The sequence below is a fragment of the Vibrio sp. genome (assembly GCF_047973365.1).
GTDB lineage: Bacteria > Pseudomonadota > Gammaproteobacteria > Enterobacterales > Vibrionaceae > Vibrio.
Genome location: NZ_JBKEBW010000004.1, coordinates 122,218 through 137,335 on the forward strand (window position 1 = coordinate 122,218; position 15,118 = coordinate 137,335).

The 15,118-nt window shown below is 45.5% G+C and carries 10 protein-coding genes; all 10 read left to right on the forward strand.

Annotation, left to right across the window (positions count from 1 at the left end):
* Positions 1-355 precede the first annotated feature (355 nt).
* Positions 356-2,809 carry a glycogen/starch/alpha-glucan phosphorylase gene (locus ACK5MF_RS00870; protein WP_416918457.1) on the forward strand — a complete coding sequence of 818 codons (2,454 nt, stop codon included), beginning with the start codon at positions 356-358 and terminating at the stop codon, positions 2,807-2,809.
* Between the two features lie 228 nt (positions 2,810-3,037).
* Positions 3,038-5,218 carry a 4-alpha-glucanotransferase gene (malQ, locus tag ACK5MF_RS00875; protein WP_416918459.1) on the forward strand — a complete coding sequence of 727 codons (2,181 nt, stop codon included), beginning with the start codon at positions 3,038-3,040 and terminating at the stop codon, positions 5,216-5,218.
* Between the two features lie 179 nt (positions 5,219-5,397).
* Positions 5,398-7,584: a 1,4-alpha-glucan branching protein GlgB gene (glgB, locus tag ACK5MF_RS00880; protein ID WP_416918461.1), complete on the forward strand. Its 2,187-nt coding sequence runs from the start codon at positions 5,398-5,400 to the stop codon at positions 7,582-7,584.
* 245 nt (positions 7,585-7,829) lie between these two features.
* Positions 7,830-8,063 carry a hypothetical protein gene (locus ACK5MF_RS00885; RefSeq protein ID WP_416918463.1) on the forward strand — a complete coding sequence of 78 codons (234 nt, stop codon included), beginning with the start codon at positions 7,830-7,832 and terminating at the stop codon, positions 8,061-8,063.
* 276 nt (positions 8,064-8,339) lie between these two features.
* Positions 8,340-9,782: a coniferyl aldehyde dehydrogenase gene (locus ACK5MF_RS00890; protein WP_416918465.1), complete on the forward strand. Its 1,443-nt coding sequence runs from the start codon at positions 8,340-8,342 to the stop codon at positions 9,780-9,782.
* Positions 9,783-9,883: 101 nt separating this feature from the next.
* A complete protein-coding gene (locus ACK5MF_RS00895) occupies positions 9,884-10,297 on the forward strand; it encodes a hypothetical protein (protein WP_416918467.1) in 414 nt (137 codons plus the stop codon).
* Positions 10,298-10,691: 394 nt separating this feature from the next.
* Positions 10,692-11,465 (forward strand): transcriptional repressor AgaR, encoded by a 774-nt coding sequence (gene agaR, locus ACK5MF_RS00900; protein ID WP_416918469.1) that lies wholly within the window; start codon positions 10,692-10,694, stop codon positions 11,463-11,465.
* Positions 11,466-11,854: 389 nt separating this feature from the next.
* Positions 11,855-12,631, forward strand: a complete 777-nt coding sequence (gene agaR / locus ACK5MF_RS00905) for a transcriptional repressor AgaR (protein ID WP_416918471.1) — start codon at positions 11,855-11,857, stop codon at positions 12,629-12,631.
* Between the two features lie 8 nt (positions 12,632-12,639).
* On the forward strand, positions 12,640-13,947 hold the full coding sequence (locus ACK5MF_RS00910) for a D-tagatose-bisphosphate aldolase, class II, non-catalytic subunit (protein ID WP_416918473.1): 1,308 nt from the start codon (positions 12,640-12,642) through the stop codon (positions 13,945-13,947).
* A complete protein-coding gene (locus tag ACK5MF_RS00915; RefSeq protein ID WP_416918475.1) occupies positions 13,947-15,110 on the forward strand; it encodes an SIS domain-containing protein in 1,164 nt (387 codons plus the stop codon). Before ACK5MF_RS00910 ends, ACK5MF_RS00915 begins: the two co-directional genes overlap by 1 nt.
* Positions 15,111-15,118: the final 8 nt, after the last annotated feature.

Genomic DNA, 15,118 nt, shown 5'->3' on the forward strand with positions numbered 1-15,118 from the left:
TTACTTGTTACTCCATTCAAATGAAGTGTTTGGTATACGGGATTTAATGAAAATTGCGTAAAAAAGTAAACTTTAGTGTGATGAAGTATACATTATGAGCAAAAGGATCCCCGCTTAAATCTCTTAGCGACATAAACCCCGTCTAAGGTTATTAAGATAGTTGTTGTGATCTTAATCACTCAGAGCCTCGCATATTCGACAATGAATGAGAGATTGATCACGACGAGTTAAGTGTTACACCCTCTACGCCCTTACATCTCCTCCTAAACTCATCTCAACTGGGAGGATGTTTACATTTCATTGTCAGGGCAGGATATGGCACAGATGGATTAGAACTGATAAGTGAGATTTCTCGATGAAACCTACGCAACAGAAAACGTTTGATAAAGCTGCGTTCCAGGCGAACGTTAAGCGTAACCTTACCGCGACATACGCGACTACGGTTGAACATGCTTCTAGCCGCTCTTGGTATTTGGCTATGGGTCATGCACTAGCAGAATTAACCACGTTCGACATGCTTGAAACCGAGCAAGACGAACGAATCGTCAATGCAAAAAGCTTAAACTACTTATCCCTAGAGTTCTTGATTGGCCGCTTGACAGGCAACAACCTCATCAGCATGGGGCTTTATGAACAGATTTCTGAAGCGATGGCGGAGTTAGGTCAGAATTTATCGGATCTACTTGAAGAAGAACGTGACCCATCATTGGGTAACGGCGGTTTGGGGCGTCTTGCGGCGTGTTTCATGGATTCATGTGCGGCTCAAGAATACCCAACCGTGGGTTACGGTCTGCATTATGAATACGGCTTGTTCAAACAGTCATTTGAGCAAGGTCATCAGAAAGAAGCGCCAGACGCTTGGCGTGGTATCGAAGGTTACCCTTGGGAAATTGCACGCCCTGAACTGAAACAAGAAATTGGTTTCTACGGTCACGTTGAAGTCATTTATGAAAACGGTAAAGAAGTGCGTAAATGGGTTCCGGGTATGTTGGTACAAGCCATGCCTTGGGATCTGCCCATTGTTGGTTACCAAAGTGATACGGTTTACCCGTTACGCCTTTGGGAATGTCGTGCGATTGCGCCTTTCTCATTAGAAAGCTTTAACAACGGTAACTACTTTGAAGCTCAGCACGCATTGATTGATGCGGGCAATATTACTAAAGTTCTTTACCCGAACGATAACCACGAGAAAGGTAAAACACTGCGTTTGATGCAGCAGTACTTCCACAGTGCGGCATCGGTACGTGACATTCTTCGTCGTCATGAAGGTGCTGGTTTTGCACTGGAAGATTTGCCGAAGAAAGAGACAATCCAACTTAACGATACTCACCCAACCATCGCGATTCCTGAATTGATGCGTATTTTTGTCGATGAGCGTGGTCTATCTTGGGAAGCGGCTTGGGACATCTGTTCTAAGACATTCGCATACACCAACCACACCTTGTTGCCAGAAGCATTGGAAACATGGAGCGAGTCTTTGATTCAGCGTCTGCTTCCTCGTCATATGGAAATCATTTACGAAATCAACCATCGCTTTATGCAGGAAGTTCGCGCTAAATGGCCGGGTGATGTGGCTAAACAACAAAAGCTGTCCATTATTGAAGAAGGCTTTCATCGCATGGTGCGCATGGCAAACCTTTGTGTAGTGGGTTCTTACGCTGTAAACGGTGTTGCGGCTCTACATTCAGAGCTAGTAAAACGTGACCTGTTCCCTGAGTTCAACGAGCTGTATCCAAGTCGTCTACAGAACGTGACTAACGGTATTACGCCACGTCGTTGGTTGAAATTCTGTAACCCAGCGCTGTCAGCGTTGATTTCGGAAAAAATCGGTGATGATTGGCCGGCCGATCTCGACAAACTCGAAGCGATTTCTCAATACGCGGATGATGCGAAGTTCCAGAAGCAGTTCATGACTGTGAAGAAAGAGAACAAAGCGCGTTTGGCTAACTGGGTGAAAGAGAACATGGGGATCGATCTCGATACTAATGCGATCTTTGACGTTCAAATTAAACGTCTGCATGAGTACAAACGTCAGCACCTAAACATGCTGCACATTCTTTCTCTGTACCACCGTATCATCAACGATCCATCTTTTGATGTGCATCCTCGTGTGGTGTTCTTTGCCGCGAAAGCAGCACCGGGTTACCACCTAGCGAAAGAGATCATCTACGCAATCAACAAGATTGCAGAGAAAGTGAATAATGATCCACGTATTGGTAACAAACTGAAAGTGGTCTTCATTCCTGACTACCGTGTCAGCATGGCGGAGATCATCATCCCTGCGGCTGACGTGTCTGAGCAAATCTCTACCGCAGGTAAAGAAGCATCAGGTACTGGTAACATGAAGATGGCGCTAAACGGTGCGTTAACGATCGGTACGATGGACGGTGCAAACGTTGAGATTCGTGAAGAAGTGGGTGATGACAACATCTACATATTCGGTCTGGATGTGGATGGCGTAGAGTCACTGAAAGCAAGAGGTTACAACCCTTATGACTACTACAATGCTGACTCGTTACTGAAAGCGTCGATGGAACTGCTGATGTCCGATGAATTTACTCCAGGTGAACCAGCAAGATTGCGAGCGACTTACGACAGCTTATTAAATGGTGGTGACCCATATCTTGTACTGGCTGACTTCGCATCCTATGTGAAGGCGCATGAAGAGATGGATAAGCAGTACTGTGATCAGGCGGGTTGGGCGAAGAAGGCAATATTGAACACCGCGTTGGTGGGCAAATTCAGCTCCGACCGTAGTATTCGCGATTACGTGAATAACATTTGGCAGCTTGAAGCCGTTAAACGTTAAAGATGAAACCAAACAGCCAAGGCAAAAGCCTTGGCTGAATGGCTTTCACTATGAGTGAATAAAGTTAACAGCAAACTTGAGCAGTCAGCGAAAACTAACGGTTAACTTTACTTGTTCAGAGCGATTTGTTCAGAGCTATCTGTTCAGAGTGAATGGAAGCTAAATCGGCAAAGATTAAAATTACACCCTACACATTTGAAGGATTATGTAGTCCCTTCGGAGAGAGCGATGAAACAACAAAACGCATTACAACAAGTCGCTGAAATGGCGAAAATAGCCGACAGCTATGTGAGTGCTTGGGGCGATGAAGCAAAAGTTGCAGAAGATACGATCCGTCGTCTTTTGACTTCTTTAGGCTATGACACCACCAATGATCAAACCTTGTTAAAATCGGCGGAGAAAAAACACAAAGCTAATGTGTTGGATCCTGTACTGGTGATTCGTCAGGGAGAGCCTGTTGAGGTCTCTTTAAATCTTGGTGCCAGCGCGCGTGAAAGTGAATTTGACTGGCGTCTAGAGACCGAACAGGGCGACCTTCTGGAAGGCTACCTGCAATCTCAAATCGTGCGTGATGAGCGCACACAAGGTGGCCCGTTAGTCTTTTCTCTGCCTGACGATTTGGCGCTGGGGTACCATAAGTTATTTGTTTCTCGTAAGCGTCGTAAGTCACCGTATGAGATGACAGTTATTGTCACACCTACCGCATGTTACAAGCAACCAGTGCTAGAAAAAGGCAAAAAGCTTTGGGGACCAAGTATCCAACTTTACACTTTGCGCACGCCGCACAATTGGGGTATCGGTGACTTTGGCGATCTGAAACAGTTGGTGGCAGACATCGCCTCTCGTGGAGGTGATTTTGTTGGTTTGAACCCTATTCACTCTCTGTTCCCGGCAAATCCAGAAGCTGCGAGCCCGTACAGCCCATCTTCCCGTCGTTGGTTGAACATTCTTTATATTGATGTGAGTTCAGTTCCTGAATTCGCATTAAGTGGTGAAGCACAACAACAAGTGGGCGGTGCAGAGTTCCAACAGCGTCTACAAAAAGCGCGTGAATCTCATTGGGTGAACTACAGTGAAGTTGCTCAAATGAAAATGAACGTACTGCCTTTATTGTTCAGCGAATTTAAAGTTCGCCATCTTGACAAAAACACCGACCGTGCTCGCGCATTCTTGGACTTTGTGGAAGAGGGCGGGAATAGCTTGTTGCACCAAGCGACCTTTGATGCGCTACACGCCCAGCTTCATGCTGAAGACAGCAATGTTTGGGGATGGCTAGTATTTCCTGAAAAGTATCGTCGTTTTGAAAACCAAGCGGTACAAAGCTTTATTGAAGAAAACCAAGATGCAGTGCATCTCTACATGTATTTGCAGTGGGTTGCTGACACGCAAATCAACGAAGCTCAGGCGTTGGCTGAAGAAAAAGGCATGGCCGTTGGTTTATACCGCGACTTAGCGGTTGGTGTCGCCGATTCAGGTTCTGAAACTTGGGCTGATGAAGGCAATCTAGTTATGGATGCTAGCATAGGCGCTCCACCAGATATTCTTGGTCCTCTGGGACAAAACTGGGGATTACCGCCGCTGAACCCGCAAACGCTACAAGCAACGGGCTATGATGCTTACATCAAATTGCTACGTGCCAACATGAAACATTGCGGTTCTCTGCGTATTGACCACGTACTGGGTTTGCTGCGTTTGTGGTGGATTCCAAAAGGTGAAAACGCGACCAAAGGTGCCTACATTTACTACCCGGTAAAAGACATGCTAGCGATTCTTGCACTGGAATCTCACCGTCACCAATGCAGTGTTATCGGTGAAGATTTAGGTACTGTGCCGGATGAAATCGTTGATCTATTACGTGATGCCGGTGTTCACTCATACAAGGTGTTCTTCTTCGAAACCTCCAAAGAAGATGGCGGTTTTATTTCGCCAGCACACTATGCACCTCAGTCAATGGCAGCACTGTGTACTCATGATATGCCTACACTACGCGGTTTCTGGCATTGTAGCGACCTGAAAATGGGCAGCGAAATTGGTTTGTATCCAGATAAAGAGCAGTTGGCAGGTTTATTTGATGACCGTTTGAAATGCAAACAGGGAATTTTGGACTCGGTTGCCTGGCACGGCTATCTGCCAGAGGGTGTTGGTCGTGATGCCAGTCTGGTTCCTATGGACTCATATCTTAGCGAAGCGCTGCAACTTCACGTTGCTGCGGGTGCCTCTTCGTTATTGAGTATTCAGCTTGAAGACTGGTTAGAAATGGATAATCCGGTCAACATTCCGGGAACAGTGGACGAATATCCAAACTGGCGTCGTAAATTGTCGATGAATTTGGATGAAATTTTTGCTCGTGGAGATGTGAACCGAATTTCTGCTCGTTTAACGGAAACTCGTGCTAAAACGAGCCAGTAATTAAATTCCTCCGTGAATTCAGATCTCAGAGGGGTATTTAGTGATTTCTTATAGTTACACTAAGAATTTTAAGTTGGGTCACTCTCTGGTACTTCTGAGTTCGGTAAGATGAATTCACGCTAGTATGCCCGCCGATGTAGCGGGCATTTTTATTTCTCTGCTGCGTTAGGAGAAGAGTATTGAAAAATGCAAAGAAGCCTTCGAAATTACATGTCGCCTATAACCTGCTTTCTCATGCCGGTTTTGCCGATCCATTCTCATTTTTAGGTCCATTTATTTCATCTAAGTTTGAGGCATTACGAGTTTGGATGCCGGGTGTTGATAGTGTGGAATTGCTGGTCGATGGAAAACCAAGAGTTGCGCTTGAAAGAGAGCAAGATTCTGGCTTTATTTTAAAATCAGACCAAGACCTCCGTTTTACCCACTATCAACTGGCAGTGAACTGGGCTGGCAGCGAGCAAATCGTTGATGACCCGTATCAATACCACGATATCTACGCTGAATATGATGATTTGCACACCCCAAAAGAGATGTATTGTCATATGGGTTCTCAGTTCGTCACGCTACAGCGTGGTGGCAAACAAATCTCTGGTATTCGATTCCTTGTTTATGCTCCGCACGCTTCGGCTTGCAGTCTGGTGGGGTCGTTCAACCAGTGGGATGGTCGTCGTCATCCGATGCAACGTTTGGATTATGGGATTTGGGGACTATTTATCCCTGGTCTGGAAGAGGGCGTTCAATATAAGTTTGAACTGAAGGGGCCGCACGGTGAAGGTTTACCTCACAAAGCCGATCCTTGGGGATGCTACGCTGAACAACATCCTTCTTTCGCCTCTGTCACTTATGATCACAATCGTTACCAGTGGCATGACGATGAGTGGCAAAATCGCCCTGTCACTCAAAAGCGTAAACAAGCGCTGTCGTTTTATGAGTTACATGCTGGTTCTTGGAAGCGTGGCGAGAATGGTCGTTTTCTTAACTATGGTGAATTAGCCGATCAGCTTGTGCCATATCTGGTGGATATGGACTACACCCATGTTGAGCTTATGCCGGTTTCCGAACACCCGTTTTATGGTTCTTGGGGCTATCAACCTGTGGGTTTGTTTGCCCCAACCAGCCGTTATGGCTCGCCAGATGATTTCAAATATTTTGTCGACATGTGCCACCAAGCTGGACTTGGTGTGGTGCTTGACTGGGTTCCGGCACATTTCCCGTCCGATGACCACGGTTTAGCTAATTTTGATGGTACGCCGCTGTTCCATGATCCAGATCCACGTCGTGGCTGGCATCAGGACTGGAACTCATACATCTACGATGTAGGTCGTGAGCATGTGCGCCGTTTCTTGGTATCCAATGCTCTGTATTGGTTCGACATGTTCCATATTGACGGTATTCGCGTTGATGCGGTGGCTTCTATGCTCTACTTGGATTACTCGCGTAGCCATGATCAGTGGATCCCGAACGTTGACGGCGGACGTGAAAACTACGATGCCATCGCGACCTTCAAGTGGATGAACGAAGAAGTTTATAAGTACTTCCCGAATGCGATGACGATTGCGGAAGAATCAACGGCATTCCCGGGCGTCTCTGCACCGACCTTTATGGGCGGCTTAGGATTTGGCTTCAAGTGGAACATGGGGTGGATGCACGATAGTCTTTCCTACATCAAGCAAGATCCCGTACACCGTAAATATCACCACAACACCTTAACCTTCCCGCTGATTTACGCATTCAGTGAAAACTATGTATTGTCTTTGTCGCACGATGAAGTGGTCTACGGTAAGCAGTCTTTGATCTACAAAATGCCGGGTGATGAGTGGCAACAGACGGCGAATATGCGTGCTTATTTTGGCTATATGTATGCGCAGCCGGGTAAGAAGCTCAACTTTATGGGGGCTGAATTTGGACAGACAGCGGAATGGAATCACGATGATCAACTGCAGTGGTTCTTAACCGATTTTGACCGTCACCGTGGTATTCAAAGTCTTATTCGTGACCTTAACCATTTGTATCAAGAGGAAGCGGCACTGCATGAGCGTGACTGTGAACCGTCTGGTTTTGAGTGGCGTCTGCAGGACTCGGCCGATGCCAGTGTGATTGCGCATGAGCGTATCAGTGATAAAGGTGAGCGGATCTTAGCCATCACTAACTTCACTCCAGTGCCACACCAACAGTTCCGTTTAGGTGTGCCAAATAAAGGCCGCTATGAGCTGATATTGAACACCGACAGCGGTTACTATGCGGGGAGTGATTTTAGCGTTATTTCTGTTGCTGAGGCCGAAAACGTGAGCAGTGAAGGTCTAGAACAATCTATTCAGGTGCGTTTGCCTCCGCTTTCTACTCTGTTTTATAAATTAAAGAGTTAAAATTGATAAATTGCGTGAATAGTTTTATGTGCTTAAATTGTAAATAAAATGGTTAATAACCCCAATTTTTAATATTTATTGGGGTTATTGTCTGTTTAAGGTGATCTGATAGCAGAAAAACCTAATAACGTATGCAAAATATTCTGGATTAAGATCACATATCAGTATGAAATATTTGAGTATTGGCTCGAAAGTGATTAAATAAGCATCGAATTTTTCATTTTTGTCAATCAGAGGATCCCGTTATGCCAGAAGCGTTTTGTAACTGTTGCCGTAAAACAACACAGCATAAAGTAGTTATGAGACGTTGTACTGCGGAATCGGAATCGAGTTGGCAAGCGGTTCACGCTTTTTTTGCCAAGATCTTAAATGGTGAACATTACTACCCAATGGAACAACAGATGTTTTGTCGTGAATGTAACCATAAGCTAGTGGTGTCGAGTAATGAGTTCCCGAGAGCGAATACCATTAAGGTCTAAGCTTCTCTTACGGATTAAAAATAAAATTAAGATTTTTCTCCCAAATAAAGGGCATCGGTTGATGCCCTTTATCAATTTTGATTGTGACTATGCTCACAACACATAATGATGAGATTCGTCCTGCCGCTATTAACCAGTATTGTATGGCGCAATGACTTCTGAAAAGTATTGAAATATGAATCAAGAAATGAATTTGTCATTGAAGAACACACAACCAGCTTTGGCACTAACCCAGAACTTCTTTCCACGTTATAACCTTGTCTGGTAGGAGATAATATGAATCGAGTATCCGCTGTAGAAGCTCAGTGGCAAAAATTACAAGTGACTGAGCTAGAAGTACTGCATGCGCAATACAGCCGTCTTCGCCTTCAATACGCTAATGATCCGTCACCCAGTTTGGATCAGAGACTGCAACGTCTCTCGGCTTTGAAAGAAGCGTTGCTCAATGAGAAAAAGGCATTAGTGGAAGCACTCAGTGAAGACTTCGGTTTCCGTCCGCACTTTGACAGCACCTTCTGTGATGTACTGCCTGTTATCAACCAGATTAAGTACACTCAAAAGCATCTTAAAAAGTGGATGAAGCCATCGCGCCGTCATGCGGGTTTATTGGTTTTGCCATCGAAAGTGCAAGTGCACTATCAACCCTTAGGTGTAGTCGGAATCGTGGTTCCTTGGAACTTCCCAGCAATGCTGAGCTTGTCTCCCCTTGTTACTGCTATTGCGGCAGGTAACCAAGCGATGATTAAATTCAGTGAATACACGCCTGCAACCAACAAGGTGCTGACGAGAATCATCAGTTCTTTAGGTGATATTGCGGTGTGTGTGGAAGGGGATTTAACTATAGCAACAGCATTCAGCTCTTTGCCTTTCGATCATCTGCTTTTCACTGGCTCAACTCCGGTGGGCAAAATCGTCGCCCAATCGGCGGCAAAAAATTTAACCCCTGTCACTTTGGAACTGGGTGGAAAATCGCCGACAATTATCGCGCCGGATGCAGACTTAGTGCGTAGCATAGACAATATCATGCAAGGCAAAGCGATTAACTCCGGGCAGATTTGCATTGCTCCAGACTATGTGATGCTACCGGAAGACAAGGTTGAGCCGTTTATTGAGCTGTATTTGAAGCGTTTTGCTAAACGTTTTATCAACAAACACGGTGTATTGGATTGTGCGGGTATCATCAATCAAGCGCAGTTAGAACGGCTGCAAAGCTATCTTGACGATGCCAAACAGAAAGGCGCGCAGATTTACACTGTAAAACAGTCAGTTGAACTGAAGGCCACACAGATGGCGCTAAGTCTAGTCACCAATGTCACTGATGACATGTGGCTAATGCAAAATGAAATCTTCGGTCCAATTTTGCCTGTGATTGGTTATAAAACCATTGAAGAGGCAATTGAGAGAGTGAACTCCCACGCTCGTCCGTTAGCGCTTTATCTCATGACGGATGACAACGATATCGCTGACTATGTTCTCAAGCATACGCATAGTGGCGGCGTGTGCATTAACGATACCTTGATGCATGTTGCCGCCGATTCTGCGCCATTTGGTGGTATTGGTGATTCAGGTATCGGGCATTATCACGGCATTGAAGGTTTCAAGACCTTTACCCATGCTAAAACGGTAGTGCGTTCATGGAGTAAGTTACCACGCAGTTCATGGATATTGAGCCATCGTAAATCGATTCTGTATTTGCTCAATCGTTTCTTGGTTCGCTAGTTAGAGGAACCTCACCCATTTTTAAAGGCGCTTAATGCGCCTTTTGTCTTTTTGTCGAGAAACTGACTTTAAGTAAGTGGGCGGCAGTAATTCTTGGCGCAGTGGGAATTACCATTATTACGACCTTTGGTGAGGCGGAATCGGCACAGGCGTTTATATTTGGCGGTCTTGCTTGTCTGGTTGCAACTAGTTGTTATGCGGTATCTGGTTTTCTAACTCGTCAATGGATCAACAATCAAGGCGGTTTGGATTCTAAAATCGTCGCGTTTGGTATCCAGATAGGAGCGACCACATTTCTGTTGCCATTGCTTCTTTTTACCAGCATTAATGATACCTCGATTAACTGGGCACAGGGCGAAGTATGGGCCTGCATTATCGCTCTTTGCGTGATATGTACGGCTTGTGCTTCCATAGTGTTTTTCCGCTTAATCAATGATATCGGGCTCGCTCCGAGCAATGACAGTAACGTTTTTAATTCCGCCATTCGCCATCTTATGGGGATTCGTGGTTCTTGATGAAGAAATTAGCCAAGGGTTTATTTTAGGCTCACTGATAGTGGCAATAGCAGTATGGCTGATTGTTTGTCCGGCAAAACCGGATGTTGTAAAAGCGTGAAGGGCTGAAAATAGTGAATAAAACCTGCCAGTGATTTTTATTGGGAGCTGTTAGGACACAATCTGTCACAATTGGTTACATCGGGAAAAGCGCTTATTGAAATGGGTGAACGCCGAGGTCTAATTGCCTTACCACGTCCAATTTCTTTTATCAGATGGTCGTTTTGAATGACCTCGATAATCATTCATTATTGATGCAACCTATTATAATTACACTAACTATTAAATAAATAGATTCAACTTCGAATTGCGTTTGGTTAAAGTTGCTACTACGAATCCTTGAATAGTAAATGCCATGCTCTCGACCGCTCAACGCAGAAACGAAATTCTGCAATACATTCAAATCCACCAGAAAGGTGAGGTGTCCTATTTTGCTGAGCAATATGGCGTGTCAGAAGTCACTATTCGTAGTGATCTTAATCAATTAGAACGCCAGGGATGTGTTACTCGCTGCTATGGTGGTGCATTGCTAAACTCTCAGTTTGCGTTCGAAAAACCACTCAACGATAAAAAGCAGCTTAACAGCGATATCAAAGCTAAGTTAGGTCAATATGCGGCATCTCTGATTCAAGATGGTGATAAGATTATCCTTGATTCTGGCTCGACGACAGAGCAAATTGCCTACCATCTGAAAGGAAAAGGTAACATCACCGTGATGACCAACGGAATCAACATTGCCTACCACCTTGCGAATCAGGCCAATGTGGAAGTCATGGTTACAGGCGGAATGATGAGGAAAAACTCCTATTCGTTGTACGGTGCTGGCGGCGAAGTGTTTCTTTCTGGTTTTCGTTTCAATAAACTGTTTTTAGGTGTTGATGGCTTTGATAAATTGGCTGGAGTAACTACGCCACACCAAGGTGAAGCGAATATTAACCGTAAAATGGTTGAAGCTGCGCAAAACATTATTGCGATTACCGATTCGTCCAAGTTTGACCGCCAAAGCTTTTGCTTAATCGCTCGTCCGGAGCAAATTAATATCCTGATTACCGATAGTGGAATTCCTCAACATTACGTGGAAGAACTTTCTGCACTCGGTATAGAAGTGCATATCGTTGAAATAGGTTAGAGGGATAACCTATTTGATATTTATCAACTCGAAATCCATTTTTCTAGCGACCTATGTAAACCACCAATAATCCATCCAAATGTGAAAACTGTGAAGTCACGCAGTTTGCAGTTCGAAACCCTTACTTTTTCTACTATTTGTTTACAACTTTCACTGTGAAAGCTAGTCAGCCTTTTATTCACGTCGTTTCTGGCACCGCATTTCAGCTTTATAATGAAAGGATAACCTTTCACTTTTGTTCAATTGAAAGGATATTTGACTATTAAGCGAAAGGGAAGTGAATGTGATCTCGCGTTTAATTTCGCTTTCTGACACCTGTTTTAATACCAATCAAAAGAAATCGAAACATTTCATCCTTCAATCGAAATGTAGCGAAAGAGGATTCGGTAATGACAAGTGCAGAACGAAGACAACACATAATGGTGCATATTTGTACTCATGGATTAGGCAAGGTCGATGAGTTTGCAAGCCAATACAAGGTGTCCGCCGTCACTATTCGCCATGACCTCAACTTACTTGAGAAAGAAGGTTGCGTATTCCGCTGTTATGGTGGGGCAACACTTAACCCAAATTTTGCTTTCGACCAGCCTTTGTATCGCAAAGACCAACTTAATCGAAGCGCGAAGCAGAGCATTGCTCAAGCGGCTGCTGCACTGGTGAAAGATGGTGAGGCGATCATCCTAGACTCTGGGACTACTATCGGCCTCATGCCTCAATACCTCGCCTCAAAACAGCAATTGGTGGTAATGACCAACGCGCTCAATACAGCTTATCAACTCAACAACATGGAGAACATCGACTTGCACGTCGTCGGCGGCAGTTTACGTCGTGCGTCTTGTTCTTTGATTGGTCACCACGGCGAGCAACAAATCCGCTCCTATTTGTTCGACAAGCTGTTTCTTGGTGTCGATGGTTTTGACCTGCAATCGGGCATCACCACACCAGGCAACTATGAAGCGCAGGTCAACCGTGCAATGTGTGATGTTGCGCGACAAATTATTGCGGTTACCGATTCCAGCAAGTTCGGCCGCAAAAGCTTTTGCATGATCCGCCCAGCGAGCCAAATCGACGTTTTGGTGACTGATAGCAATATTCCCCATGCCACCCATCGGGCTCTGCTTGATATGGGTGTCGAAGTCATTCTTGCTGACCAAACCATTAACTAGGAATTCTCATGAACTCGTTACTTTCGCTTATCGAACAACATAAACAAGGAGATATTAAGGGAATTTACTCCGTTTGCTCTGCTCACCCACTCGTGCTTGAAGCGGCGATCCAACAAGCAGCAAATGACAATCAGTTGGTGTTGATTGAGGCGACGTCTAATCAGGTCAACCAATTTGGCGGCTACACCGGCATGACACCGCAAGACTTTGCTAGCTATGTTTTCCAGCTCGCAAACAACCTCAACTTTCCAGTCGACAGCATCGTGTTAGGTGGTGACCACTTAGGCCCAAACTGCTGGCAACACCTTAACGTGAAGCAAGCGATGGAATATTCCGCCCAGATGATTCATGACTATGTCTCTGCTGGTTTCAAGAAAATCCACCTTGATTGCTCTATGCCTTGCGCCGATGATCAACTGCCGTTAAGTGAAACCATCATGGCGGAACGTGCCGCGCAGCTTTGCCTAGTGGCAGAGAACGCTTGGCAAAACACTGGCGGAGAAGCACCTGTTTATGTCATTGGGACCGAAGTACCAACGCCTGGCGGAGCGCTGGAATCGTTAGAAGACGAAGGTATTGAAGTCACTAAATCAGAAGAAGCGCTCGCGACGTTAAACTCCCATCACCAAGCATTCAGCGATATCGGTATCGCTAATGTCTGGTCACGCGTGATCGGCTTGGTCGTTCAACCCGGTGTCGAGTTTGACCACTATAACGTTCACCATTACGACAGTGCCAAAGCTCAGGCATTAAGCCAACTTATTGAACACCAGCCAAACATTGTGTTTGAAGCGCACTCTACCGATTACCAAAACCCACCAGCTTATCACCAACTAGTACGTGACCACTTTGCGATTCTAAAAGTCGGTCCGGCTTTAACTTTTGCCTTGCGCGAAGCCCTTTACGGTTTAGACCGAGCGGAAAAAGAGTGGCTCGGTATGCATCACGCTTCTCATCTGCGCGAAACCATCGAACAGGTAATGCATGAGCAGCCTAACTACTGGCGTTCACACTACTTGAGCAAAGGACACCAACAATTTTTAGATTGTAGTTACAGCTTGAGCGATCGTATTCGCTACTACTGGACACATCCAGAAGTGAAAGCGGCGCAACAGGCTCTGTTTGACAATCTGCTAGCAAAACCGCTGCCTGTGACGCTCCTTAGCCAATATTTGCCAAATCAAGCTAAGGCTATCTCTCAGCATAAAATTCAAAATCTGCCCGCTGAAATTGTGATGCACAAGATCATGGAAGTCACCGAGGTGTACTCCAAAGCTTGTTATTCCAATGCAGTGGCGCAAAAGGAGACAATTTAATGACTGCTTTTTTAGGCTACGAACGCTCTTGGTTAGAGCAGTACAAAGGTATTCACACCGCGCAAGAAATCAGCCATCAGCCTCGCTTATGGCGTGAACTCACGACGATCATTGAACAAAATCACGACCCGCTGAGCGCATTCATTGACCCATTACTTGCTCGTGAAGATTTGCGTATTATCCTAACTGGCGCAGGTACATCCGCTTTTGTCGGAGATGCTGCAGCACCCTTTATCCAAGCGGGATTACGTTTCCAAGTAGAGTCAATCCCTACCACCGATTTGGTGTCAAACCCAGAGCAATACTTAGACCCGAGTCGCCCGACGCTTTTAGTTTCCTACGCTCGTTCGGGTAATAGCCCAGAGAGTGTTGCCGCGGTCGCACTAGCTGATCAATTGGTCGAAGATTGCTACCACCTCTTTTTGACATGTAACGGCGACGGTGAGCTCTCCCGCTACGCAGAAAACGCCAAGAATGCGTACTGTCTGCTGATGCCGGAAGGTTCAAACGACAAAAGCTTTGCCATGACCTCAAGCTTCAGTTGCATGTTGATGTCGACGTTGATGCTGCTTGGTGGTGGAACTCCACAGCAGTGGCAACGTCAGGTCAACGCTATCGCCACATTATGTGGAACCAAAATGGAACAGTGGCAAGCGAGTATCAAATACCTTGCGGCTCTGCCTTACCAACGTTTGGTTGTTTTGGGTTGCGGCGGGTTTGCCGGACTCGCCCGTGAAGCTTCTCTGAAATCTTTGGAGTTGAGCGCAGGCAAGGTGATGACGACCTTCGACTCTTCTTTGGGTTTTCGTCATGGACCTAAGTTTTCTATTAATGAACAGGCATTAGTGATTCAACTGCTTTCCAGTAACAACTACACCCGTCAGTACGATTTAGATCTGTTTTATGAGATTCGTCGTGACAACCAAACGCTTGCACACGTGGCGATCAGTGAATTAGCCATGAGTGAAGACAATGTGTTTGAACTCGGTCAACTTGGTTTAGGCGACCAATGGCTTTGCTTCCCATTCATCCTGTTCTGCCAAATGTTGGCATTTGAAAAGTCGCTTCAATTGGGATTAGGGCCGGATAACCCTTGCCCGACAGGTGAAGTTAACCGTGTGGTGCAAGGCGTCACCATCTACCCATTCAATAACTCTTTTTAAAAGGAATA

Bases quoted from the DNA above. Each gene is read 5' to 3' on its own strand.
- ACK5MF_RS00890 (WP_416918465.1), top strand. From the start codon at position 8,340: ATGAATCGAGTATCCGCTGTAGAAGCTCAGTGGCAAAAATTACAAGTG.
- agaR (WP_416918471.1), top strand. From the start codon at position 11,855: ATGACAAGTGCAGAACGAAGACAACACATAATGGTGCATATTTGTACT.
- ACK5MF_RS00885 (WP_416918463.1), top strand. From the start codon at position 7,830: ATGCCAGAAGCGTTTTGTAACTGTTGCCGTAAAACAACACAGCATAAA.
- malQ (WP_416918459.1), top strand. From the start codon at position 3,038: ATGAAACAACAAAACGCATTACAACAAGTCGCTGAAATGGCGAAAATA.
- agaR (WP_416918469.1), top strand. From the start codon at position 10,692: ATGCTCTCGACCGCTCAACGCAGAAACGAAATTCTGCAATACATTCAA.
- ACK5MF_RS00910 (WP_416918473.1), top strand. From the start codon at position 12,640: ATGAACTCGTTACTTTCGCTTATCGAACAACATAAACAAGGAGATATT.
- ACK5MF_RS00870 (WP_416918457.1), top strand. From the start codon at position 356: ATGAAACCTACGCAACAGAAAACGTTTGATAAAGCTGCGTTCCAGGCG.
- ACK5MF_RS00915 (WP_416918475.1), top strand. From the start codon at position 13,947: ATGACTGCTTTTTTAGGCTACGAACGCTCTTGGTTAGAGCAGTACAAA.